This is a genomic window from Pacificimonas flava (assembly GCF_000342165.1).
Lineage (GTDB): Bacteria > Pseudomonadota > Alphaproteobacteria > Sphingomonadales > Sphingomonadaceae > Pacificimonas > Pacificimonas flava.
Window position 1 is genome coordinate 68631 of the sequence record NZ_AMRV01000007.1, and the last position, 22515, is coordinate 91145.

General features: G+C 64.8%; 21 protein-coding genes. 9 read left to right on the plus strand and 12 right to left on the minus strand.

All coding sequences use genetic code 11. The features are described 5' to 3' along the window. Window positions 1-103 precede the first annotated feature (103 nt). Window positions 104-904, plus strand: a complete 801-nt coding sequence (locus tag C725_RS10535; RefSeq protein ID WP_008602737.1) for a hypothetical protein — start codon at window positions 104-106, stop codon at window positions 902-904. Between the two features lie 26 nt (window positions 905-930). Here the strand turns inward: C725_RS10535 and C725_RS10540 are convergent, their stop codons facing one another. Continuing rightward, a complete protein-coding gene (locus tag C725_RS10540; RefSeq protein ID WP_008602739.1) occupies window positions 931-1848 on the minus strand; it encodes an SDR family oxidoreductase in 918 nt (305 codons plus the stop codon). Window positions 1849-1896: 48 nt separating this feature from the next. On the opposite strand from C725_RS10540, the gene C725_RS10545 reads away from it, so the two are divergent. Beyond that, complete coding sequence (locus tag C725_RS10545) at window positions 1897-2157, plus strand: sulfurtransferase TusA family protein (protein WP_200858605.1); 261 nt, start codon at window positions 1897-1899, stop codon at window positions 2155-2157. Window positions 2158-2267: 110 nt separating this feature from the next. After that, a complete protein-coding gene (locus C725_RS10550; RefSeq protein WP_008602743.1) occupies window positions 2268-4334 on the plus strand; it encodes a catalase in 2067 nt (688 codons plus the stop codon). Between the two features lie 122 nt (window positions 4335-4456). Here C725_RS10550 and bfr read toward each other — a convergent pair whose 3' ends face one another. The 3 genes from bfr to purL form a co-directional block, all read right to left on the minus strand. After that, entirely contained in the window at window positions 4457-4945 is a 489-nt protein-coding gene (gene bfr, locus C725_RS10555) for a bacterioferritin (RefSeq protein WP_008602744.1), read from the minus strand. 177 nt (window positions 4946-5122) lie between these two features. Beyond that, complete coding sequence (locus C725_RS16995; protein ID WP_078056252.1) at window positions 5123-5296, minus strand: (2Fe-2S)-binding protein; 174 nt, start codon at window positions 5294-5296, stop codon at window positions 5123-5125. 83 nt (window positions 5297-5379) lie between these two features. Next, a complete protein-coding gene (gene purL / locus C725_RS10565) occupies window positions 5380-7593 on the minus strand; it encodes a phosphoribosylformylglycinamidine synthase subunit PurL (protein ID WP_038282948.1) in 2214 nt (737 codons plus the stop codon). 47 nt (window positions 7594-7640) lie between these two features. Between purL and C725_RS10570 the strand changes: the two genes are divergently transcribed. The 3 genes from C725_RS10570 (at window position 7641) to C725_RS10580 (ending at window position 11410) form a co-directional block, all read left to right on the plus strand. After that, window positions 7641-8381 carry a queuosine precursor transporter gene (locus C725_RS10570; protein WP_038282882.1) on the plus strand — a complete coding sequence of 247 codons (741 nt, stop codon included), beginning with the start codon at window positions 7641-7643 and terminating at the stop codon, window positions 8379-8381. 114 nt (window positions 8382-8495) lie between these two features. Further along, window positions 8496-9083 (plus strand): HD domain-containing protein, encoded by a 588-nt coding sequence (locus tag C725_RS10575; protein ID WP_008602750.1) that lies wholly within the window; start codon window positions 8496-8498, stop codon window positions 9081-9083. Window positions 9084-9115: 32 nt separating this feature from the next. Continuing rightward, window positions 9116-11410, plus strand: a complete 2295-nt coding sequence (locus C725_RS10580) for a xanthine dehydrogenase family protein molybdopterin-binding subunit (RefSeq protein WP_078056253.1) — start codon at window positions 9116-9118, stop codon at window positions 11408-11410. A 24-nt stretch (window positions 11411-11434) separates the two neighbouring features. Here C725_RS10580 and C725_RS10585 read toward each other — a convergent pair whose 3' ends face one another. The 5 genes from C725_RS10585 to hflK form a co-directional block, all read right to left on the minus strand. Continuing rightward, a complete protein-coding gene (locus C725_RS10585; protein WP_008602754.1) occupies window positions 11435-13075 on the minus strand; it encodes a helicase HerA-like domain-containing protein in 1641 nt (546 codons plus the stop codon). A gap of 70 nt (window positions 13076-13145) precedes the next feature. Continuing rightward, entirely contained in the window at window positions 13146-14717 is a 1572-nt protein-coding gene (locus C725_RS10590) for a Do family serine endopeptidase (RefSeq protein ID WP_008602756.1), read from the minus strand. A gap of 100 nt (window positions 14718-14817) precedes the next feature. After that, window positions 14818-15009: a DUF2065 domain-containing protein gene (locus C725_RS10595; RefSeq protein ID WP_008602758.1), complete on the minus strand. Its 192-nt coding sequence runs from the start codon at window positions 15007-15009 to the stop codon at window positions 14818-14820. Between the two features lie 15 nt (window positions 15010-15024). Beyond that, a complete protein-coding gene (gene hflC, locus C725_RS10600; RefSeq protein WP_008602760.1) occupies window positions 15025-15861 on the minus strand; it encodes a protease modulator HflC in 837 nt (278 codons plus the stop codon). Further along, complete coding sequence (hflK, locus tag C725_RS10605; protein WP_008602762.1) at window positions 15858-16955, minus strand: FtsH protease activity modulator HflK; 1098 nt, start codon at window positions 16953-16955, stop codon at window positions 15858-15860. Before hflK ends, hflC begins: the two co-directional genes overlap by 4 nt. Before the next feature lie 99 nt (window positions 16956-17054). On the opposite strand from hflK, the gene C725_RS10610 reads away from it, so the two are divergent. After that, window positions 17055-18104, plus strand: a complete 1050-nt coding sequence (locus C725_RS10610) for an Mrp/NBP35 family ATP-binding protein (protein ID WP_008602764.1) — start codon at window positions 17055-17057, stop codon at window positions 18102-18104. After that, window positions 18088-18516, plus strand: a complete 429-nt coding sequence (locus C725_RS10615; RefSeq protein WP_008602766.1) for a CoA-binding protein — start codon at window positions 18088-18090, stop codon at window positions 18514-18516. Before C725_RS10610 ends, C725_RS10615 begins: the two co-directional genes overlap by 17 nt. A 15-nt stretch (window positions 18517-18531) precedes the next feature. On the opposite strand, the gene C725_RS10620 is transcribed toward C725_RS10615, so the two are convergent. The 3 genes from C725_RS10620 to ubiA all read right to left on the minus strand — a co-directional run bounded on the left by C725_RS10620 (window position 18532) and on the right by ubiA (window position 21697). Further along, window positions 18532-19332: a 3'(2'),5'-bisphosphate nucleotidase CysQ gene (locus C725_RS10620; protein WP_008602768.1), complete on the minus strand. Its 801-nt coding sequence runs from the start codon at window positions 19330-19332 to the stop codon at window positions 18532-18534. Then, entirely contained in the window at window positions 19319-20662 is a 1344-nt protein-coding gene (locus tag C725_RS10625) for a TldD/PmbA family protein (protein ID WP_008602769.1), read from the minus strand. The genes C725_RS10620 and C725_RS10625 overlap by 14 nt, the downstream gene beginning before the upstream one ends. Window positions 20663-20755: 93 nt before the next feature. Continuing rightward, a complete protein-coding gene (gene ubiA, locus C725_RS10630) occupies window positions 20756-21697 on the minus strand; it encodes a 4-hydroxybenzoate octaprenyltransferase (RefSeq protein WP_008602771.1) in 942 nt (313 codons plus the stop codon). A 72-nt stretch (window positions 21698-21769) separates the two neighbouring features. Between ubiA and C725_RS10635 the strand changes: the two genes are divergently transcribed. Then, a complete protein-coding gene (locus C725_RS10635; RefSeq protein WP_008602772.1) occupies window positions 21770-22495 on the plus strand; it encodes a 16S rRNA (uracil(1498)-N(3))-methyltransferase in 726 nt (241 codons plus the stop codon). Window positions 22496-22515 lie beyond the last annotated feature (20 nt).

Below are 22515 nucleotides of genomic sequence, written 5' to 3' on the forward strand. Positions count from 1 at the left end.
GCGGGCGCGGTTTATCATTGTCCAGCCCTTTGCCTTTGCTTTACCTCTCCAAGGCAAGAAGGCGTGCTGACGATAGCCCGCATTTCAAAGGGGGACGAGTTCGTTGCGACAAGCGCCTTTCCGATCGTGCACGCTGGCGCTTGCCAGCGCCGCGTACGCTTCTGCGCTGCTGACGCCGCCCGCCGCAAAGGCGCAAATACCGGATGCGGTCATCACGGATGAGGACGTCGATGCCGTCTCGCTGGACCGGGAGGCCGGCGCAGACCGCACATCCTCCAGCGAACGCCTGTTCGCGCGCTTGCGCGCCGGGGAAGCGGGCAAGGCGGTCGACGATCTGGTCGAGGTCGTCATGACGGAACTCGAAGGCAATTGCCCGGCGATCGAGAGCTACCAGGTCTTCAATCGCAGCGCTTCGTTCATCAGCATGAAGGTGAAGTGCGTCGACCGCGCGACACACATGCTGACCGTTGGACCGGTGGGCATCGGCGTGCTGTCGGGCGGGGACGGCTCGATCGATCGGATCCGGCCGGGAGAAGGCGAAATACAGATCGTGAATGGCGAGATGCCGACGGCTCCAGCCGAATCGGGGCCGAGCATTCGTCCGGGCGGGCTGAAGAGCTTCGCGGTCGCGGTCGGGCTTCTGCTTCTCCTGATCGCCGCCGGGATCGGGATCATCTATTTGTGGCTACGCCGGCAAAGGCGGACGCTGCGCTGGCGAGGTTTGCGATCCGAGGACAAGGACGCGCTGATCGAGGTATCGGAGCGGGTGTCCAAGGATCTCTATCGTCATCCAGACGGCATCTGGATCGTCAAGGGAAAACGGGGGAAGCGGCGCCTGTTCGAACATGAACCGCTTGCCCGGCTATACCGCGACCGGGGCGTCAAGATCCTGCAGGTTCGCTGATCGCGCAGCAACGAGCCGCGCTGCGATCAGGCGGTTCGCTCGGCACGGTCGGCGGCGTTCGTGTCCTTGATCGCCTTCCCGATCATGTCCCAGTCGCTGCCTGACAGTTTCGACATGGCAGAAAAATTGCCGCCGCCGGCAAGCCACTGAGCGCCGTCTATAGCGATCACCTCCCCCGTCAGATATTCCGCGCCCGGCGCCATCAGAAAGCAGGCGAGGTTCATCAATTCGCGGTGACGGCCCCAACGGCCCATCGGATTGCCGGCCGCGCCCATGCCGTCGGCGCCCTCCGCACCAAGCTTCTTTGAGAGCGGTTCCGGCATCAGTCGTTTCTCCATCCCCTCGGACGGAAAGGGACCGGGCGCGATTGCGTTCACGCGGATGCCGCGATTGCCCCATTCGACCGCCAGGCTTTGCGTCATGACGGCGACCCCGGCCTTCGACATGGCCGACGGCACGGTGAAGGGGCCGCCGTTCCAGACCCAACTGGCGACGATCGAGAGAATATTTCCGTTCTTCCCGGCCTCGATCCATCGACGGCCCGCCGCGACGGTGCAGTTGAAGGTTCCGTGCGCGACGATGGACGCGATGGCATTGAAGGCGTTCGCCGACAACCGCTCGGTCGGCGAGACGAAATTGCCCGCCGCATTGTTGACGAGCCCTGTCAGCGGACGGCCGGAGAAAGCGTCCTCCATCGCCTCCTCGATGGCGCCGGCGCTACGAATGTCGACGGCGGCTGTCCGGCACGTGCCGCCAGTTGCTGCTTCCAGTTCCGCCGCCGTGTCCTCCAGCACGCCGCCCCGGCGTCCCCAGATGATGCATTCGGCGCCCAGTTCCATGAACGCTCGCGTCATTGCCCTGCCAAGCCCGGTTCCGCCGCCGGTCACGAGAATTTTCTCGCCCTGCATAAGATCCGGCCGGAACATCGTCTTTGCTTCGCCCATGAATTGCTCCCTCCCGCGTGTCGCATCGCCGATGCTATGACAGGGCCGGTGAACGACGAACCTAGCAAAAGCGGCGAGACGCTGATCGATGCGCGCGGCATGCGCTGCCCCATGCCCGTCCTCAGGCTGCGAAAGATCGCGCTTTCAGAACCGGCGGGCCGGACGCTGGTGCTGATTGCAGACGATCCTGCCGCCCGGACGGACGTGCCGGCCTTCTGCGCCGACATGGGTTGGCTGTGCCAAAAGCGCGGCGAGGGAAGGTGGCGCGTGGTGCGGCCGGCGCGCAGCCGGGAGGATGTGCCGAGATAAGCGAGCGGTCGTCCTTTTCTGAAAGCCGCTGATCGAAATTGTTCACGCAACAACAAGCCCTCTCGCGCCGTTGCCATGCTGTAAGCACATGCGCAGGAAGGATTTTTAACATGGGTCAACAAGATTTGTCGAAAGGCGGAGCGAATCATCAGAAGGCCAGGGGCGCCGACGATACGATGACCTCGGCGCAGGGTGCGCCGGTCTCCGACGATCAGAACTGGCTGAAGGCCGGCGCGCGCGGACCCTCTCTTCTAGAAGACCAGATTGCCCGCGAAAAGATCTTCCACTTCGACCATGAACGGATTCCGGAACGCGTCGTGCATGCGCGGGGGTATGGCGTTCATGGCCATTTCGAACTGAAGGAGGCGATCCCGGAACTGAGCCGCGCCAAGATCTTCAACCAGGTCGGAAAGAAAGTGCCGACCTTTACGCGCTTTTCCACGGTTGCCGGCAACAAGGGATCGCCCGATCTTGCCCGCGATGTGCGCGGGTTCGCGACCAAATTCTATACCGAGGACGGCAATTGGGACCTTGTCGGCAACAACATTCCGGTGTTCTTCATTCAGGACGCGATCAAGTTCCCTGACCTGATCCATGCCGCCAAGCCGGCGCCCGACCGGGGTTTCCCGCAGGCGCAGACCGCTCATGACAATTTCTGGGACTTTATATCCCTCTCCCCTGAATCGATGCACATGGTCATGTGGATCATGTCCGACCGGACGATCCCGCGCTCGTTCCGCTTCATGGAGGGGTTCGGCGTCCACAGCTTCCGTCTGGTCAACGCGGAGGGAAAATCGTCCTACGTCAAGTTCCACTGGAAACCGAAACTGGGCCTTCAGTCGGTGATCTGGAACGAGGCGCTGAAGGTAAACGGCATGGATCCGGACTTTCACCGCCGCGACATGTGGGACGCGATCGACAGCGGCAACTTCCCGCAGTGGGATCTGGGCATCCAGGTGTTCGACGACGCGTTCGCCGACCGCTTCCCGTTCGACATTCTCGATGCGACGAAGATCATCCCGGAGGAGGATGTGCCGGTGCGGATCATCGGTACGCTGACGCTTGATAACAATGTCGACAATTTCTTCGCGGAGACGGAGCAGGTGGCGTTCTGTACGCAGAACGTGGTCCCCGGCATCGACTTTACCAACGATCCGCTTCTTCAGGGTCGGAACTTCTCCTACCTCGACACGCAGTTGAAGCGGCTGGGCGGACCGAACTTCACGCACATTCCGATCAACGCCCCGAAATGTCCGGTCCGGCACTACCAGCAGGACGGTCATATGGCGATGACGAACCCGAAGGGGCGCGTGAACTACGAACCGAACAGCTGGGATCATGGGGAGGGCCCGCGAGAGAATCCGGAAGCCGGCTTCACGAGCTTTCCCGAGCCGGTCGAAGGCGCGAAGCTGCGCGAGCGGTCGGAGACGTTCGCCGATCATTACAGTCAGGCACGCCAATTCTTCATCTCGCAGACGCCGGTCGAACAGACGCATCTCGGCGCTGCGCTCACCTTCGAACTGTCGAAATGCGACCGGGAAGACATTCGCGCGCGCATGGTCGGCCATCTGCGCAATATCGACGAGGGGCTGGCGAAAACCGTCGCCGACGGCCTTGGCATGGACGAACTGCCTGCGGCGGCGAAGGCAGCGCGGGAGCCGGTGACCGACCTGAAGCCGTCGGACGCGCTTTCGATCCTGAAAAACGGTCCGAACAGCTTCAAGGGCCGCAAGCTGGGCATTTACGTCGCTGATGGCGCCGATGCCGATACGGTCCAGGCGTTGCAGGATGCGGCAGAGGCGGCGGGAGCCATCTGCGAGATCATCGCGCCCCATGTCGGCGGAGCGACGTTGTCCAACGGCCAGAAGCTGAAGGCGGACCAGAAGATCGACGGCGGGCCTTCGGTTGTCTACGACGCCGTCGCCGTTTTGATGAACGAGGAATCGGCACGGCGCTACAATGCGGACAAACCGTCCATCGACTTCGTCAATGATGCGTTCGCCCATGCAAAGTTCATCGCCTATGTTCCGGCTGTCCAGCCTCTGTTCGAGAGCGCGGGCGTATGGAATTACCGCGATGACGGCTTCTTGGATGTCAGCAGCGGCAATGCCGGGCAGTTCATCGAAATGTGCGGGAAACTCCGGTTCTGGAACCGCGAGGATGTGAAGCAGGACTAACCGCGGAATTTAGCGGAGGTGGAATAGAAAGGGGCGGGGACCTGACCGGTCGCCGCCCCTTTTCTGTTGCTGAAGAAAGCGCTGCGTCGGCCGTATCGACTGTGCAGCGGAGGATGGCCGGATCAATGGCCGTCGTCGGGCTTCGGCTTCGAATGCAGCTGCACGTAATTCTGGTGGCCCATGCGTTCGATCTGTTCGAGCTGCTGCTCGATATAATCGATATGCTCTTCCTCGTTGCGCAGGATCTCGCTGAACAGGTCGCGAGAGACATAGTCCTGTGTGTCTTCCGAGACCTTGATCGCGCCCTTCAACTGCTCGACCGCTTCATATTCGACCTCGAGATCGGCCTTCAGAATCTCCTCGACGGTCTCGCCGATACGGAGACGCCCGAGCGCCTGGAAATTCGGCAGACCGCCCAGAAACAGGATGCGCTCAGCCAGAATGTCCGCATGCTTCATCTCGTCGATCGACTCTTGCCGTTCGAAATCGGCGAGATGATAGACGCCCCAATTGTGGAGCATGCGGTAGTGAAGCCAATATTGGTTCACCGCGGTCAGTTCGTTCTTGAGCGTCTCGTTGAGAAGCGCGATGATCTTCGGATCACCCTTCATGGCATCGTCCTTCCGTAATCTTCGCTGTGCGAGATGAGGCTTGGACGAAACAGGGTCAAGTTCTTTTAATTACTGCAATTTATTATCAGGCACAGTCGCAGTGTCGCGTTACGCCTAACCGATTGCACCCATGAGAAAAGGCGCATCGGACGCCCCCTGAAGGACGCGTGAAAAAAATCAGACGGTCGTTGTGTGTTCCGCGCGGATCAGGTCGCGCGCGAAGGGCAGGCACCGGCCACATTGGGCACGGCAACCAAGGGCGGCATATGCGCTCTTGGGGCAGCCGGCGCCGCCGCGAGCGGCGGAACGGACATCGCGTTCACGAAGCGCATTGCAACTGCAAACGACCATAGGAACTCCCTTGCTGCGAAGAGAGCTAAAGCAATCGAGAACAGTTTGCAATAGCGACGGACCCGGTCCGCCGATTATAATCCTCAGCCGCCCATCAGGTCCGGCAGGATATTCTCGTTCGCCGCATAGAGCGCATCGAGGCTGACCTGTTCGCCGTCGATGGCGAGCGCCGGTGCATCGCTGCTGCCGACATTGCCGATCCGGTAGCAGGGGACGCCGGCCTGTCTTGCCATGTCGGCGAATTTGTCCGGGTCCGACGTTGTGACGATGTACCGTCCCTGATCTTCTCCGAACCACGCAGCCTGCGCTGGACCCTCGAAACGATCGCCGACGAAGTTCGGCGGCGCAAGGGAGCATCCCAGGCGGCCGGCCAGAGCCATTTCCGCGACGGCAACCAGGGCGCCGCCGTCGGAACAGTCATGAACGGCGTTGGCGGTGCCTTCCACTATGATGCCTCGCACAAAGTTGCCGGTCGCCAGTTCGGTATGCAGATCGACGGGCGGCGGCGGCCCCTCTTCGCGGCCATCAATGTAGCGAAGCCAGAGCGACTGGCCGAGATGGCCGCGCGTCGCGCCCACGATGAAGATCGTGTCTCCGGCAGCCTTGAAGGCGATGTCGGCGCGGCGGGTATAGTCCTTTAGGAGGCCGATCGCGCCAATTGCGGGCGTCGGCAGGATGCCGATGCCGTTCGTTTCGTTGTAGAGGGAGACGTTGCCGGAAACGATCGGCATGTCGAGCGCCGCGCAAGCCTCGGCCATCCCCTCGATGCAGCCGACGAACTGGCCCATGATCCGCGGGCGCTCGGGATTGCCGAAATTCATGCAATCGGTCGTGGCGAGCGGCGTCGCGCCGACTGCGGTCAGATTGCGATACGCCTCGGCAATCGCCTGCTTGCCGCCCTCAACCGGGTCGGCGAAGCAATACCGCGGCGTGCAGTCGGTCGTGATCGCCAGCGCCTTTTGCGTGCCATGCACACGGACCACGGCCGCATCGCCGCCGGGTCGGCCCACCGTGTCGGCCATCACCATGTGATCATACTGCTCCCAGATCCAGCGGCGGCTGGCCAGATCGGGCGATCCCATCAGCGACACGAGATCGTGCGTGACGCTCGTCGTGGTCGTGACCGGCGGCAGCGGCGGCTGCTTCGGAGTCGGCTCGTGCGGACGGTCGTAAAGCGGTGCATTGTCGCCAAGCGGTCCGAGTGGGATGTCCGCGACGGTCTGGCCCTCGAACCTCAGGACCAGATGCTTTGTGTCGGTGACGGTGCCGATGACGGCGAAATCCAGTTCCCACTTGCGAAAGATCGCCTCCGCCTCGGCCTCACGGCCGGGCTTCAACACCATCAGCATCCGCTCCTGGCTTTCCGACAGCATCATCTCATAGGGCGTCATCGCCTCTTCGCGGCACGGAACCTTCGACAGGTCGAGTTCGATGCCGACGCCGCCCTTGTCGGCCATCTCAACCGAGGAGGAGGTCAGGCCGGCCGCGCCCATGTCCTGAATGGCGACGATAGCGTCGGTCGCCATCAGTTCCAGACACGCCTCGATCAGCAGCTTTTCCGTAAAAGGATCGCCGACCTGAACGGTGGGGCGCTTCTCCTCCGAATCCTCGGTGAATTCGGCCGACGCCATGGTCGCGCCGTGGATGCCGTCGCGGCCGGTCTTGGAGCCGACATAGATGACCGGATTGCCGATGCCGGCGGCGGCCGAATAGAAGATCTTGTCGGTCTTCGCCGTGCCGACCGTCATCGCGTTGACGAGGATATTGCCATTATAGGCTGGGTGGAAATTCGTCTCCCCACCGACCGTCGGGACGCCGACGCAGTTGCCGTAGCCGCCGATGCCGGCTACCACGCCCTTGACCAGATGCCGGGTCTTCGGATGATCCGGCGCGCCGAAGCGTAGCGCGTTCATGTTCGCTACCGGCCGCGCGCCCATTGTGAAGACGTCGCGCAAAATGCCGCCGACGCCCGTCGCCGCGCCCTGATAGGGTTCGATGAAGCTGGGGTGATTATGGCTTTCCATCTTGAAGATGGCGGCATCGCCGTCGCCGATGTCGACGACGCCCGCATTCTCGCCCGGCCCCTGGATAACCTGCGGCCCCTTGGTCGGCAGCTTCTTCAGGTGAAGGCGAGAGGATTTGTAGCTGCAATGCTCCGACCACATGACCGAGAAGATACCCAGTTCGGTCAGGTTCGGCTCGCGGCCGAGCGCCTTCAGAATGACGCCATATTCATCGGGGCTGAGGCCGTGCTCGGCCACCAGTTCGGGGGTGATTGCGGGTGTCGCTTCGGTCATGCCGCGCCCCATAGCGGGCAGGCGCGCGCTGGGCTAGACATGACAGCATGAGCGAGGGGATGGGCGCGAATCCGCGCATCGATGCAAAGGCGCTGAACAGCCGCCAGCTGCGCTACTATGATTTTGCGATGGCGGCCTTTGTCGCGGTCCTGCTGCTGTCGAACCTGATCGGCGCGGCAAAGGTCGCGGCGCTCGACCTGCCCATCATCGGCAATACTGTCTTTGGCGCCGGTATCCTCTTCTTTCCGCTCAGCTATGTTCTGGGCGACGTGCTGACGGAGGTCTATGGCTATGCCCGCGCGCGCCGGGTCATCTGGACGGGCTTCGCGGCGCTGGCCTTCATGGCGCTGATGAGCTGGGTGGTCGTTGCATTGCCGCCGGCTGATGGGTGGGGCGGGCAGGCGGCCTATGAGGAGGTGTTCGGCATCACCGGCCGTATCGTTCTCGCCTCCATCTCCGCATTCTGGGCAGGGGAGCTGGCCAATGCGTTCGTCATGGCGAAGATGAAACTTCTCACCGGCGGCCGCATGTTGTGGACACGCACGATCGGCTCCACGGTGGTGGGACAGGGAATCGACAGCCTGATCTTTTATCCGGTCGCGTTTCTAGGCGTCTGGGAGACAGATCTCGTGTTCACCGTCATGGCGACCAACTATCTGATGAAGGTGGTTTGGGAGGCTGTGCTGACGCCGCTGACCTATCAGGTCGTGGGCTGGATGAAGCACGCGGAGGGGGTGGAGGTATTCGATTCGGATACAGACTTTTCCCCCTTTCGGACGCGCGTCTGAAAAGGCGAACGCGTAGAAGGGGGCAGGCGGGGCGGCCGGTTATTTCTGCGAGATGCCCTTTGCGGCCCCCTATGATATGTTCGATCACGAAGATTGGGAGAGGAGATCGACATCGTGGCCACCGCACCCGCCGAGACAGGCGCTCCGCGCGCATCGTTCCGAAGCATGTTCGACGGAACGGCCGATGACTGGAAGATCATTGGTTCGGAACATGCGAAGCACCAGCAGGACGAACAGCCGAACGTCATCATGGAACAGCTGGCAAGGCTGGGCGATCTGCAGGTCGGGTTCCGTGCGGATCAGCTGACCCACAGCCTGATGTGCGGAACGCTCGCGCGCCGGTCGGGGGCAAGCGATCAGGAGATCGTGGCGGCGCTATGTCACGATTTGGGCAAGGCGATGTCGATTCCGAACCATGGAGCCATCGGCGCGGAAATCCTGAAGCCTTATGTCGACGATTACATCTATCACACGATCAAATGGCATCAGCACTTTCAGGGTAAGTATTACTACGATCATATGGGGCTGCCGACCGATATGCGCGACCAGTTCAAGGACGAGGATTGGTATGGCTTCGCGTGCAAGCTGGTCGATGAATGGGATGCGCCGGCCTTCGACGATGATTTCGAATGCGACACGCTGGAAAGTTTCCGGCCGGAGGTGACGCGGGTTTTTCAGAAGCCGAAGAAAGCGGTGGGTTAGCCTTTACGCACGGAGCGGTCTAAATCGGCGCCATGACAGCGCCGACCATGAAGCCCGAAGCTTCTAAAACCGACAAAAGCCCTAGGGAGCGATCCGCACAAAAGGCCCGGCCCGGCCCCTCCCGCCGGCAAATCCTGGTCGGCGCCGGCGGCGTTGCCGCACTGGTCGTCGGCTACACGATCTGGCCGCGTGAGCGCGCTGTAAATCTGCCCGTCAGGGACAGCGAGACGCTGATCAATGCCTGGCTGAAGATTGACGCGGACGGACGCATTACAGTTGCCGTTCCGCAGGCGGAGATGGGCCAAGGAGTCTATACCGCCTTGCCGCAGCTTCTGGCGCATGAGCTTGGCGCCGACTGGCGGATGGTGGCGGTCGAGCCGGCGCCGCTCCACCCGGTCTACGCCAATCGCGCCTTCGTCGAGAGCGTCGGCGCCGATTTGCCGGCCCTGCTTTCCGGGATTGCCCATTGGACCGCTGTATCGTTGGTCGAACGCTTCGAGTTGCAGGTGACGGGCGGGTCGACGTCGGTGCGCGCCTTTTGGGAGCCGCTGCGCGCGGCCGGCGCGGCTGCGCGCGAATTGCTGATTCGGACCGCTGCGCGCCGGTTGCAGGTCGACCCCGAAACGCTGGATACGGAGGGCAGCCATGTCGTGGGCGGGGGCAAGCGGGTCGCCTTCACCGAACTGCTGCCCGACATCGATGTCAACGACGCCCCGACATCACCGGCGCTGAGGACGGGCAGTGGACTGCTCGGCCGCGATGTGCCGCGGCTCGATATCCCGGCGAAGGTGAACGGAACGGCCGAGTTCGGCGCGGATGTGCGCCTTCCAGGCATGGTCTATGCCGCCGTTCGCGGCGCGCCGCTTGGAGCAGGTAGCCGCGCCCGCTTCGGGCCCGCAGCGGCGGGGGCCGAGGACAAGGTCATCGGCGTGGTTTCCGGTGATCGCTGGTTTGCCGTCGTCGGCGAGACCTGGTGGGCGGCGCGGCAGGCGCTGGATCTGGTCGACGCCGAATATCGCGGCGGCGATCTTGCCGAAAGCGCCGAAATCGAGGAGCGGCTGAGCCGGATTCTGGCGGATCCGGATAGTGGTTCCGCCTTCGTGAATTCAGGGGATGCGGCGGACGCGTTGGCGGGGGAAGGCGTGGCGACGGCCGAATATGCCGTGCCGTTTCTGGCGCATGCGTGCATGGAACCGATGACCGCCACCGTTCGCATTGAGGATGGACGCGCAGAGGTCTGGGTGCCGACGCAGTCGCAGACGCTGACGGCGTGGAAGGTGGCCGACGCGCTTGGCCTCCCGACGCGCGCAGTGAAGGTGTACCCCACGCTTCTGGGCGGCGGTTTCGGACGCAAGGTCGAGGTCGATGCCGCCGTACAGGCGGCGATGATCGCAAAGGAGGTGGGGCGGCCGGTTCAGCTGATCTGGCACCGGGAAGAGGACATGGCGCGTGACATGTACCGCCCAGCGGTTCGCGCGAGGCTGCAGGCCGTTATCGGGCCGGACAAGACCATCAGCGCGTTCGGCGCGAAACTGGCGGCGCCGGATCTTGGTGCGAGTTTCATGAGCCGAATGGCACCGGCGATCGTTCGCGGAATCGCGGGCGGCGCGGGTGACAGCCGGGGGATGGTCGCCGGACTGACGGACCTGCCCTACGATATTCCGGCGCAGCGGATCGTCCATGCCCATGTGGATATGCCCGTTCCGCTCGGTTACTGGCGATCGGTCGAGCACAGCTACGGTCCGTTCTTCAGCGAGACGTTCATGGACGAACTGGCTGCCCGCGCGGGCGTGGACCCCCTCGCATTCCGCCTTCGCCACATGGACCGGCAAGGCCGTGCCGCGAAGGTGCTGATGCTCGCCGCGTCACGCGGCACGCTGCTTGCCCCGGCAGAGAATGGGACCGGGCGGGGCATCGCGCTGCACGAAAGCTTCGGCACGATTGTCGCGCAGGTTGCCCATGTGGAGGCAAGCGGGCCGGAGTCGATCCGGGTGCGAAAGGTGAACTGCGTCGTCGATTGCGGTCAGGTGGCCAATCCGGACATCGTGCGCAGCCAGATGGAGGGCAGCATCATCTTTGGCCTGTCAGCGGCGCTTTATGGGCAGGTGCGATTCGAGACCGGGGAGGCCGTTCAGCAGAATTTCGACAGCTATCCCCTCCTGACCCTCGCGGAATCGCCTGAAGTCGAGGTGGAGATCGTCAGTTCGGACGAAGCGCCGGGCGGGGTGGGCGAACCGGGCGTGCCGCCCATCGCTCCAGCCGTCGCGAACGCCTATTTCGCCGCCACGGGGCAGCGCCTGCGCACGATGCCGTTCGTCAACATATAGGGCCGCAAAAAGAGAGGCGAGTGGTCACAAATCCAGGTTCTTCGCCAATGTGCGGCTGAAGCTACCGAGAACGCCGCGGCCGATCCGCCCGCCCATTGGTCCGGCCACCGCCTTGCCGATTTCATAGCCAAGCTGGCTGCTGCCGGTCGAAACGGCTGTGCGCGCTGCGGACGAGCCCCGGCGAGACGGCCTTTTCCCAGCAAGTCGTTCGCCGAAATCGCGCGCTTTCTTGGCGGCGACAGCACCGATGACCGAGGCGGCGATCTTGCCGAAAATGCCGCCGATCCTGCTGCCTCTGTCCGCACCTGAGGCGTTGGCCTTGGCCTCCGCCGCGTCCTGCGCGTCGGCGTCGGCGGCGTCGACCGCACGGGCGGCAAGCATCTCGTAGGCGGATTGGCGGTCGATGCTGTCGCGGTATTTGCTGCCGAAGGGGCTGGCGGCCACGACCGCCGTGCGTTCGGCATCCGTCAGTGGGCCGAGCCGGCTTTCCGGCGGTCGCACCAGCGTCCGTTCGACCGGTGTCGGGGCGCCATCGCGGTCCAGTGACGATGTCAGCGCCTCACCCGTTTTCAGTTCGGTCACGGCAGCCAGGACATCAAGTCCGGGGTTCGGGCGGAATGTTTCCGCCACGGACTTGATCGCCTTCTGCTCTTTCGGCGTGAAGGCGCGCAGCGCGTGCTGGATGCGGGTGCCGAGCTGAGCGGAAATGCTGTCCGGCACGTCGGACGGGTTCTGCGTTACGAAGAAAACGCCGACGCCCTTCGACCGGATCAGTCGAACCACCTGTTCAATCTTCTCCAGGAGCGCGGGCGGCGCCTCGTCGAACAGCAGATGGGCCTCGTCGAAGAAGAAGACGAGCTTTGGTTTGTCGGGATCCCCGATCTCCGGCAGGGTTTCGAAGAGTTCGGAGAGAAGCCAAAGGAGGAATGTCGCGTAGAGGCGCGGGCTCATCATCAGCCGGTCGGCGGCCAGAATGTTGATGATGCCGCGTCCATCGTTCGCCACGCTGAGGAAATCAGCGATCTCGAAAGCGGGTTCGCCGAAGAAATTCGCGCCGCCCTGATCCTCGATCTGCAGCAGACGGCGCTGGATCGCGCCGATGGAGGCTGCCGAAACATTGCCATAGGTCGTGCGCACCTCTGCGGCATTGTCGCCGAGCCAGGTCAGCATGGCCCGCAAGTCCTTCAGGTCGAGAAGCAGCATCGTCTTCTCGTCCGCGATGCGGAAGGCGATGATGAGAACACCCTCTTGCGTGTCGTTCAGGCCCATCAGACGCGACAGGAGCAGCGGCCCCATTTCGCTGATGGTGGCCCGGACGGGGTGGCCCTTCTCCCCGAACACATCCCAGAAGCGCACGGGACTGGGGGCATAGGTGTAATCGCTGAAACCCACCTCGCTGGCGCGCTGCAGCAGCTTCTCGTGGTTTTTGAATGTCGGGGAGCCGGGCATGGCGAGACCGGCAAGGTCGCCCTTTACATCCGCCATGAAGACGGGAACTCCCGCGCGAGAGAAGCCCTCCGCCAGGATCTGCAGGGTCACCGTCTTGCCCGTGCCGGTGGCGCCGGCGATCAGGCCGTGGCGGTTGGCGCTAGCCAGAAGCAGGCGCTGTGGGGACTTGTGTCCCCGGCCGATCAGAATATCCGCCGCGTCCGTCGTCTTCGTCATGTCCCTGCCCCGCCGCATCCTCGTCATAACACAGTTAAACGAGGGCGGCGGGGCGAGGCAATCGAGGAGCCTATTCCTTCGGCTTGGACATCTCCACGCCCACGTACAGCGGCACCGGCGCGCCGCGGCGCTGGACAAGCATCGCGACGGCGCTGCGTCCGGACTCGCGGGCTTGCTCCACAACCTGCGCCGCTTCCTGCGGCGTACGGGTCGGGGTGCCGTTGATGGACAGGATGACGCTGCCGCGGCCGATGCCCTTTCGGGCGGCATCGCTGTTCGGGTCCACACCGGCGACAACGACGCCGTTAAGGTCGTTGCCGAGGCGCAGCTGGCGGCGGATATCCGGCGTAAGCTGGGTCAACGTGATGCCGAGAGAGCTATTCTCGGACGTCGTTTCCTCGTCATCACCATCCGGCAGGTTCGGCTCGCCGGAATTGGCGGATGCGATTTCCTCTTCCGAGGGGCGCTCCGCCAGCTGCGCTTCCACACGGACGCGCTTGCCATCCCGAATCAGTTCGATGGGCACGCTGTTGCCGATACCGCTGGCAGCAACGATGGAACTGAGATTGTTGTCCTTCGTAACCTCTTGATCATTGACGCTGACGATCACGTCGCCGCGGCGTATGCCAGCTGCGGCTGCGGGGCCGTCGGGTTCGACCGAGGCAACGATTTCGCCGACATCTTCGTCGAGGCCCAGGCCGGCCGCAAGCGTCTCATCGACCGGCTGAATTTGCACGCCAAGATAGCCACGGCGTACGCGGCCGATGGTACGAAGCTGCTCGATCACGGGCTGGGCCTGGCTCGCCGGAATGGCGAAACCGATGCCGACATTGCCGCCTGTCGGTGAGAAGATGGCCGTGTTGATGCCGACGACGTTGCCGTTCAGGTCGAACATGGGACCGCCGCTATTGCCGCGATTGATCGACGCGTCGGTCTGAATGAACTGGTCATAGGCATTGCCGGTAATCTGGTTGCGGTGGAGCGCCGACACGATGCCCGCCGTCACCGAACCGCCAAGACCGAACGGATTGCCGATCGCGACGACCCAGTCACCGACCCGCAGACCCTCGGAATTGCCGAAACGGACATAGGGCAGACCCTCCGCCTCGACCTTTAGAAGCGCCAGATCGCTGAGCGCGTCACGGCCGATCACCTGCGCCTCATACTCGCGGTCGTCGATCAGCGTCACCGTGATACTGTCGACCGACCCACCGTCGCTTTGCGCCGCGACGACGTGATTGTTGGTGACCACATAGCCGTCCGGGGAAATGATGAAGCCAGAGCCGAGCGAGGTTGCCTCCCGCGTTTCGGGATCCTCCTCATCATCACCCTGCTGCTGCTCGCCGAAGCGGCGGAAAAGCTCCTCAAGCGGCGAACCCTGGCCGAAGCCCTGGAAGGGGGAGCGCTGCACCTCGACCTGCTGCGTCGTCGAGATGTTGACCACTGCCGGCTGCAAGCGAGCCGCGAGATCCGCAAAGCTGCCGGGCGCATTGTTCGGCGGCGCGGCCCGCGAGGTGCCGGCCATCGGGTTCTGCGGCTGCTCCGTCTGGGCGACGACCGGATATTGCAGGGCCATCGTTGCCGCGCTGCCGAACAGGATGCCGGCGGCGGCGTAGGATACGGACTTGCGAAGTTTCGTCATCTCGTCTTGCGGTCCTCTGTTCTTAAAACTCTTTCGGTATTCATGAACTCGGCACTCTGAACGCCAAGTCCCCGGCTTTCCCAAAAAAAGACGGGGGGCGTCATTGCGACAGGGCAAGCGCAGTCAGCACAATGACCGCACCCAGCCCGAAAGCAAAGGCGCCTGCGACACGGACATCCCGTTCCGGCTTGGCGAACAGAATCGCCGCTGCGCGCCGCATCGCGTTGGGGAACAGCGCATAGGCTGCACCCTCGAACGCGAGTGCCAGGCCGATGGCGACGACCAGATTCATGCCAGTTACGTCCCCCTAGCGAACATTCCCCTGAAACTGCTCCAGGAACTCATTGTCCGGCGACAGAACGACGCTGGCATTGCCGTCCTCGAACGTCGTCTGATAGGCCTGCATGGCGCGGTAGAATTCGTAGAAATCCTCGTCTTTTCCGAAGCTTTCCGCATAAATGCGGGCAGCCTCTGCATCGGCTTCGGCGCGGATCACGCGCGCCTGGCGGTCACCCTCGGCGCGAATACGGCGCGCTTCCTGTTCGCGAGCGGTGCGCATACGGGCGAAGGCGGATTCGAGCGGCTGGCCGGGGGGGAGGTCAGCGCGCTTTATGCGCACATCGACCAGTTCCGCGCCGTAACGCTGCGCCGCCTGATTGACCGAACGCTGGATCGTTTCCATCAGGTCACCGCGCTCCGGACTGAGGAGCGCCGCGAAATTCTGGCGACCAAGCTCGTTGCGAAGCCTGGAGGTCAGGATCTGCGAAAGCTGCGTCGCGGCGCGTTCCTCCGTGCCGACCGACTGGTACATCTGAAGAGGATCTGTAATGCGGAACCGGGCGAAGGCATCGACCACAACCCGCAGCTGATCCGTAGACAAAACGGTTTGCTGTTCCATATCGAGGTCCATCACCCGCTTGTCGACGTAGATGACGTCTTCAAGAAACGGGACCTTCAGATGCAGGCCGGCACCGGTCCGGCCGTAGGGCGCGTTCGGATCATAGGCGTTCACGATGCGGTCGGGATCGCCGAGCCGGGTGATGATCACCTGCTGCGTTTCGGACACCCGAAAGACGGACGTGACGGCGAGCAGCAACAGGACGAACAGCACTGCCAGAAGGACGATCGGGTTCTTCAGGCTCATTGCGTATTCCCCTGTGCGTCCGAGGTCGCAGCGCGCGAGCCGCGGTTCCGGTCGACCTCCGGCAGCGGCAGGTAAGGCACGACGCCGTCGGCCTCCAAAATGGTCTTGTCGACCTTGCCGAGCACCTGCTCCATCGTTTCGAAATACATGCGCTTGCGGGTCACCTCCGGCGCGAGACGATATTGTTCGTAGACCGCGTCGAACGCAGCGGACTGGCCGCGCGCCTGCGCGATAAGCTGCTGGCTGTAGGCCCGCGCCTGGTTGATGTAGGATTCGGCGTTCTGCTGCGCCGAGGAGACGTCCTTGAACGCCTCGTCCACAGCCGCTGGCGGATCCGCCTGGCGAATGTCGATGCCGACGACGTCCACGCCGGCGCCGTAATCGTTCAGCATGGCCTGCGTGCGCTCCTCGACCTCCGACGCGATCTGCTCGCGCTGGGGGCCGATCGCGGCGTCGAGGTCGACGGACGCGACGACGGAGCGCATGACGGATTCCGTCACCTCCCGAATGGTGGTTTCGGGATCGGCGAACTGGAAAAGGAAGTCTTCCGGATCGTCGATCTTCCAGCGTACCGCATAGGCGATGTCGATGATATTCTGATCGCTGGTCAGCATCAGGTTCTGCGAAGACGTCTCGGTGGAGCCGATGGTGATGGTGGAGACCTGCTCCACCTTCGGCTTGGCGACCGTCACGATGGGGGAGGGCCACTTGATGTGCGTGCCCGGCATGGTCGTGGTGTGATACTTGCCGAACATGAGTTCGACCCCCCGTTCATCGGGTTCGACGCGGTAGATCGACGTCGCCAGCACCCAGACGAGGAGGACGGCCAGGATGATCCAGGTCCACGGCATGGAGCGGCCCGTGAGCGTTCCGCCGCCGCCACCACCGCGATTGCCGCCGCCGCCCATGCCGGCGCGCAGACGCTCCTGCGAGCGCCGGATGAAATCGTCGAAGTCGGCACCGCCGCCACCGGATGGCTTGCCGCCACCACCACCACTTCCGCCCGAAGGCTTCTGCCCCCAGGGGTTGCGCGGCTTGTCACCACCACCGCCGCCCGATCCCCACGGGCCGCCTTCATTATTCTGCCAAGGCATAAAAACCCGCCCTTACGCTTTCCATATGAGGGACCATATACGAACGCCCCCGGCGCTTTCCTATAGGCGCCCAACCATTTGCCGCAGGAAAAGCCAAGCATGAATGAAGACGAACTGCGCGCCGCGCTGGCGAAAATCGACGATCCGGCGGGATCCGGCGATCTGATTTCGAGCGGACGCGCCAGCGGTATCGTCGCACGCGCAGAGACACGCGGCTTTGTTCTGGATCTTGGCGGGCTGAGCGCGGAGGCGGCGGCAAAATTGAAGCGGGCAGTGGAACTTGCAGCGCCCGGCGCACGCATCATCACGACGTCCGAGGCGCCGCCGCCGAAGCCTCCTGCGCCGCCGCGGCAGCCGCACGAGCAGCCGGCGCCCGACCTGTCGCATCTGGGGCGGATCGTCGCGGTCGCATCGGGGAAGGGCGGCGTCGGCAAGTCGACCGTGGCGGCGAACCTGGCCGTGGCCCTGGCGCAGTCGGGGCTGCGCGTGGGTCTGCTGGACTGCGACATTTACGGGCCGTCCGTCCCGACGCTGCTGGGCGCGAAGGCGAGGGCGTCGGGCCAGCAGGGGCGCATCGAACCCCTGGAGGCGCATGGGCTGAAGCTGCTGTCCATCGCCAATCTGACGCCGCCCGATCAGGCCGTCATCTGGCGCGGACCGATGGCGGCGGCGGCGATGATGCAGATGTTGACGGACGGCGACTGGGGCACGCTGGACGTGATGATCCTGGACATGCCGCCGGGGACCGGGGACATCCAGCTGTCGCTGGCGCAGAAGGTGAAGCCCGCCGGGGCGGTGATCGTGTCGACGCCGCAGGACCTGGCGCTGATCGATGCGGAAAAGGCCATCGCCATGTTTGCGAAGGTGGATGTGCCGGTGCTGGGTCTGATTGAGAACATGTCAACCTTCGTCTGCCCGCATTGCGGGGAGCGGTCCGACATATTCGGTCATGGCGGCGCCAAGGAAACATCCGCCGCGCGGCGCATTCCGTTTCTGGGAGCCGTGCCGCTGACCATGGCCCTGCGCGCTGCATCCGATGCCGGCACGCCCGCGGTTTATTCCGACGGCGAGGCCGGGGATGCGTTGAGGCAGGCGGCAGCGGCGCTGCGCGAGAAACTGGAGGAACCGGACCATGCCGCTGACGAGTGACGCCGAAATCAAGGACCTGCTGTCGAGCACCCGAACCATCGCCATGATCGGCGCATCCGACAGGCCGGACCGCGCCTCCAACGGTGTGATGCTGTTCCTGCAGAATCAGGGTTACCGCGTCATTCCCGTAAACCCCACGATCGGCGGCGAGCAGATCCACGGCGAGCATGTCTGGCCCCGCCTGGAGGAGCTGGGCGTCGAGATCGACATGGTCGACATCTTCCGCAATTCCGAAGCGGCGGCGGAGGCCGTCGACGACGCCATTGCCGCCGGTGCCAAATCCGTCTGGATGCAGTTGGGCGTCGTCAACGAGGCGGCGGCCGCAAAGGCCGAGGCCGCCGGACTGAAGGTCGTCATGGACCGCTGCCCCAAGATCGAGATCGCAAGGCTGGGCATCGACAAGGTCGGCTAGCCAACGGCCCGCTCCTCAGCGGCGACGCCGGCTTTCCAGCGTCGCCGCGAAGGCCGGGCGGAGTTCTTCGTGCAGGGCCAGGCTGGCCGAAGCGATCAGGTCGCGCTCCTTCGCACGCGGCTTGTTGTAACGCGGCCGCGCGCCCATCGTATCGGTGATGACGCCGCCAGCCTCCGTCAGGATCAGCGCGCCAGCGGCGGTGTCATATTCATTGGTGGAGCGGCCGTCGAAGGTCGCATCGGCCGCGCCGCGCGCGACATCGGCCATGCGCAGGGCGATGGAGTTGGGTTTTGGCGCCGTGTCGCATGCCGGACCCTGCCAGTGCCGTGAACGCAGAATGTCGGGATCGATGCAAAGCCGGGCATTTTGCAAGGCACTGCGTCCCGACGTTCGGATGGGTTTGCCGTTAAGGGCGGCGCCGCCGCTCTGCCGGGCGGTATATTCATAACCGAGGGCGGGCGCGAAGAGGACGGCGGCGATGGGCCAATCATCCTCAACAACCGCTATCGAAATAGCCCAGCCGCTGCGGCCGCGCAGGAAATCGCGGGTTCCGTCGATGGGATCGACCAGGAATGTACGCGGCGCGGCGAGGCGGCTTTTGTCGTCGCGCGTCTCCTCCGACAGCCAGCCATAATCCGGGCGTAGCGCCCGCAGGCGCTCCTCAAGGAAGGCATCGACAGCAAGGTCGGCATCGGAAACGGGGCTGTTGCCGCCCTTGTCCCAGGATTCCGTTCCATGTTTCAGGAACGTCTCCGCCAGAGCGCCCGCACCGCGCGCGGCCTCCAGGATCAGGGAAAGATCGTCAGCCGCCTGCAACGGTCATCCCGTCAATGCGCACGGTGGGCGCGTTCGTCGCGTGGCGGAATTCGAGATCGCTTGCCGGGGTGAGGGAGGCGAACATGTCCTTCAGATTTCCCGCGATCGTGATTTCCGAAACCGGGCGCGTGATCTCTCCGTTCTCGATCAGGAAGCCGGATGCGCCGCGACTATAGTCGCCCGTCACGGCGTTGACGCCCTGTCCGATCAGCTCCGTCAGGATGACGCCGTTTCCGGTTTCGGCGATCAGATCCTGCCGGCTTTTGCTGCCGGCGGCGAGATGCAAATTGGACGTGCCGGTGCCCGGCGGGCCGGAGACGCCGCGCACCGCATGGCCGGTCGGCGCCAGACCGAGTTGGCGCGCGGAAGCGATGTTCATCAGCCAGCCGGTCAGGCGCCCGTCCTCGACGATCTTGCGCGGACGGGCGGGCAGCCCCTCTCCATCGAAAGTGCGACTGCGATGGCCACGAGGCCGGTGCGGGTCGTCGAGCACCTCGATCCCCGCCGCGAAGAGCTGCGCCTGCGGATCGTCGAGGAAGCTGGTGCCGCGCGCAATGGCCGCGCCGCTGATCGCGGCGATCAGATGGCCGAGCAGGCTGGCCGACACGCGCGGATCGAAGAGGACGGGCATGCGGCCGCTCTTGATGGCGGCCGGGTCCATGCGGGCGGCGGTGCGCTCACCGGCGCGCCGGCCGACGGTTTCCGCCGATTCGAGGTCGGCCATGTGGCGCTGCGAGCTTTGCGCATAATCCCGCTCCATCTTCGTGCCCGTGCCGGCGATGACGGAGGCATAGAGGGCGTGATTGCTGCCCGAACGCGCGGCGGCGAACCCGTTCGTCGTGGCGAGCGCGGTCGTGCTGCGTGCGGATTGCGCGCCGCCGCCGCCGGAATTGGTGATGCCGGTGACGCCGAGAGCGGCCGCCTCCGTCGAAAGTGCAGCCTGTTGCAGCCCGGGCAGATCGAAATCGCGGCCGTCGTCGAGATCGAGATCGGCAGACAAATCCTCCGCCAGCAGATCCCGAGATGCAAGGCCCGCATAGTCGTCGGCGGTCGCCGCGCGCGCCATGGCGACGGCGCGGGACGCGGCCTCCTCCATCGCCGCGCGGGAGAAATCGGATAGGGCGACGGTGGCGTTGCGGTCGCCGGCGAACACGCGCAGGCCGATTTCCGCATCCTCCGACCGGGTGATGTCCTCGACATCCCCCTTGAGAACGGAAACGGACACGGCCTCGCCGCCGACGAAGACGGCATCGGCGTCCGTTGCCCCGGCGGCGGTGGCGGCGTTCAGAATCTGGTCGAGATGGGCGAGCGCGTCGGCATGGGAAAGCATCGCCGCGATGTAGGGACGCGGCGCGGCGGGGTCAAAGGCGGCCGTGCGGTTTTGTGCGGAGGCGGCCGTGCCGTGCCGGCAGCGTCCGTCCGATCAGGCAAGCCCCGCCCCGGCGATGCCGGCCGCAAGGATCAGGCCAGCGGCGGCGTTGGATTTGAACAAGCGCAGCGCGAGCGGGGCGTCGGTGCCGCTGAGCCGCAGCGTCTGCCAGAGAAGGTGCAGCGCGAAGGGGAGGGCCGCGGCGGCGGCGACCCCGGCGCCATGCCCGCCGGCAAGGGCGGCGGCGGCCAGCGCGGCCGCGAGCGCGTAAAAGACGGCGACCCCGATGCGGACGGACCGGCCGAGGCGGCGCGCGGACGATTTGATGCCGGCGAGGGCGTCGTCCTCAAGATCCTGAAGCGCGTAGATCGTGTCGTAGCCGAGCGTCCAGAAAAAGCCGGCCGCGTAGAGCAGGAGGGCCGGCAGGCCGAGGCCCTGCGTGGTGGCCGCATAGCCGACCAGCGCGCCCCAGTTGAAGGTGAGGCCGAGCCATGCCTGCGGCCACCAGGTCACCCGCTTCATGAAGGGATAGGCCGCCACCAGAAGGATCGCGGCCAAGGCGACGAGCTGGGCGGTTCGGGGCAGGGTCAGGAGAACCGCAAGCCCGATCAGACAGAGGAGCACCGTGAAGATCAGCGCGGCGCGGACGGACACGGCGCCGCTGGCGATGGGGCGGCTGCGCGTGCGCGCGACGCGCGCGTCGAGATCGCGGTCGACGATGTCGTTCCAGACGCAGCCGGCCGAGCGCATGGCGGCCGCGCCGACAAGGAAGAGAAGGAGATCGGCGGCCGCGCTCGCTTGCGCGCCGGGAAGCAGCAGGCCCCAGGCGCAGGGCCAGTAGAGAAGCCATGTACCGATGGGACGGTCGAGCCGGGCCAGACGGGCATAGGGACGTATGCGCGCGGGCAGGCCGTCGACCCAGCCTGTCGGGGCAGCGTCGGGGGTACGCTGGTCGCGCGAGACGGGCTGCGCGGAATGCGGGTCGGGCGTCGCCATGGCCGCGCTTTAGGGCTAGGGACGGCGCGAGAAAAGCCGCGAGGCCAATGCTGAATTGTCAGGGGATAGCGCATGAGTTCCGGCCGTACGCCGCGCCTGTTCGTGGACGAGGAATTGAAGGCGGGCGTGGCGACCGCGCTGGGACCCGACGCGGCGCGTTATCTGGGCAGCGTGCTGCGCCTTGGCGCGGGCGCCGATGTGCTGCTGTTCGACGATCGAACCGGCGAGTGGCGCGCGCCCATCGTGGAGATCGGCAAGCGCGGCGCGGTGCTGCGGCCGGCCGAACGGACGCGGGCGCGCGAGCGCGTTCCCGACCTCTGGCTGTGCGCGGCGCCGATCAAGCGCGCGCGCTTCGAATGGATGGCGGAGAAGGCATGCGAGCTGGGTGCCGCGCGCTTCGTACCCGTGGTGACGGCGCATACGGAAGTGCGCGGCGTAAAGGCCGAGCGGCTGCGCGCGCACATGATCGAGGCGGCGGAACAGTGCGAGCGCACGGCAATCCCGGCCCTTGGCGAGATGCAGGCGCTGAAGGTGCTTTTGCGGGACTGGCCGGAGGGCCGGGCGCTGATCTTCTGTGACGAGGAGGCGGGCGGCGAGCCCGCGCTGGACGCGATGCCCGGCGAACCGGCGGCGATCCTGATCGGGCCGGAGGGCGGCTTCAACGCCGATGAGCGCGCGCGCATCGCGGCGCATCCGGCGGCGGTTCGCGTGTCCCTGGGCCCGCGTATTCTGCGCGCCGATACGGCGGCGGCGGCGGCGCTGTCGCTGTGGCAGGCGGCGCGGGGCGACTGGCGATAAATTGAGGGGATGACTTGCCG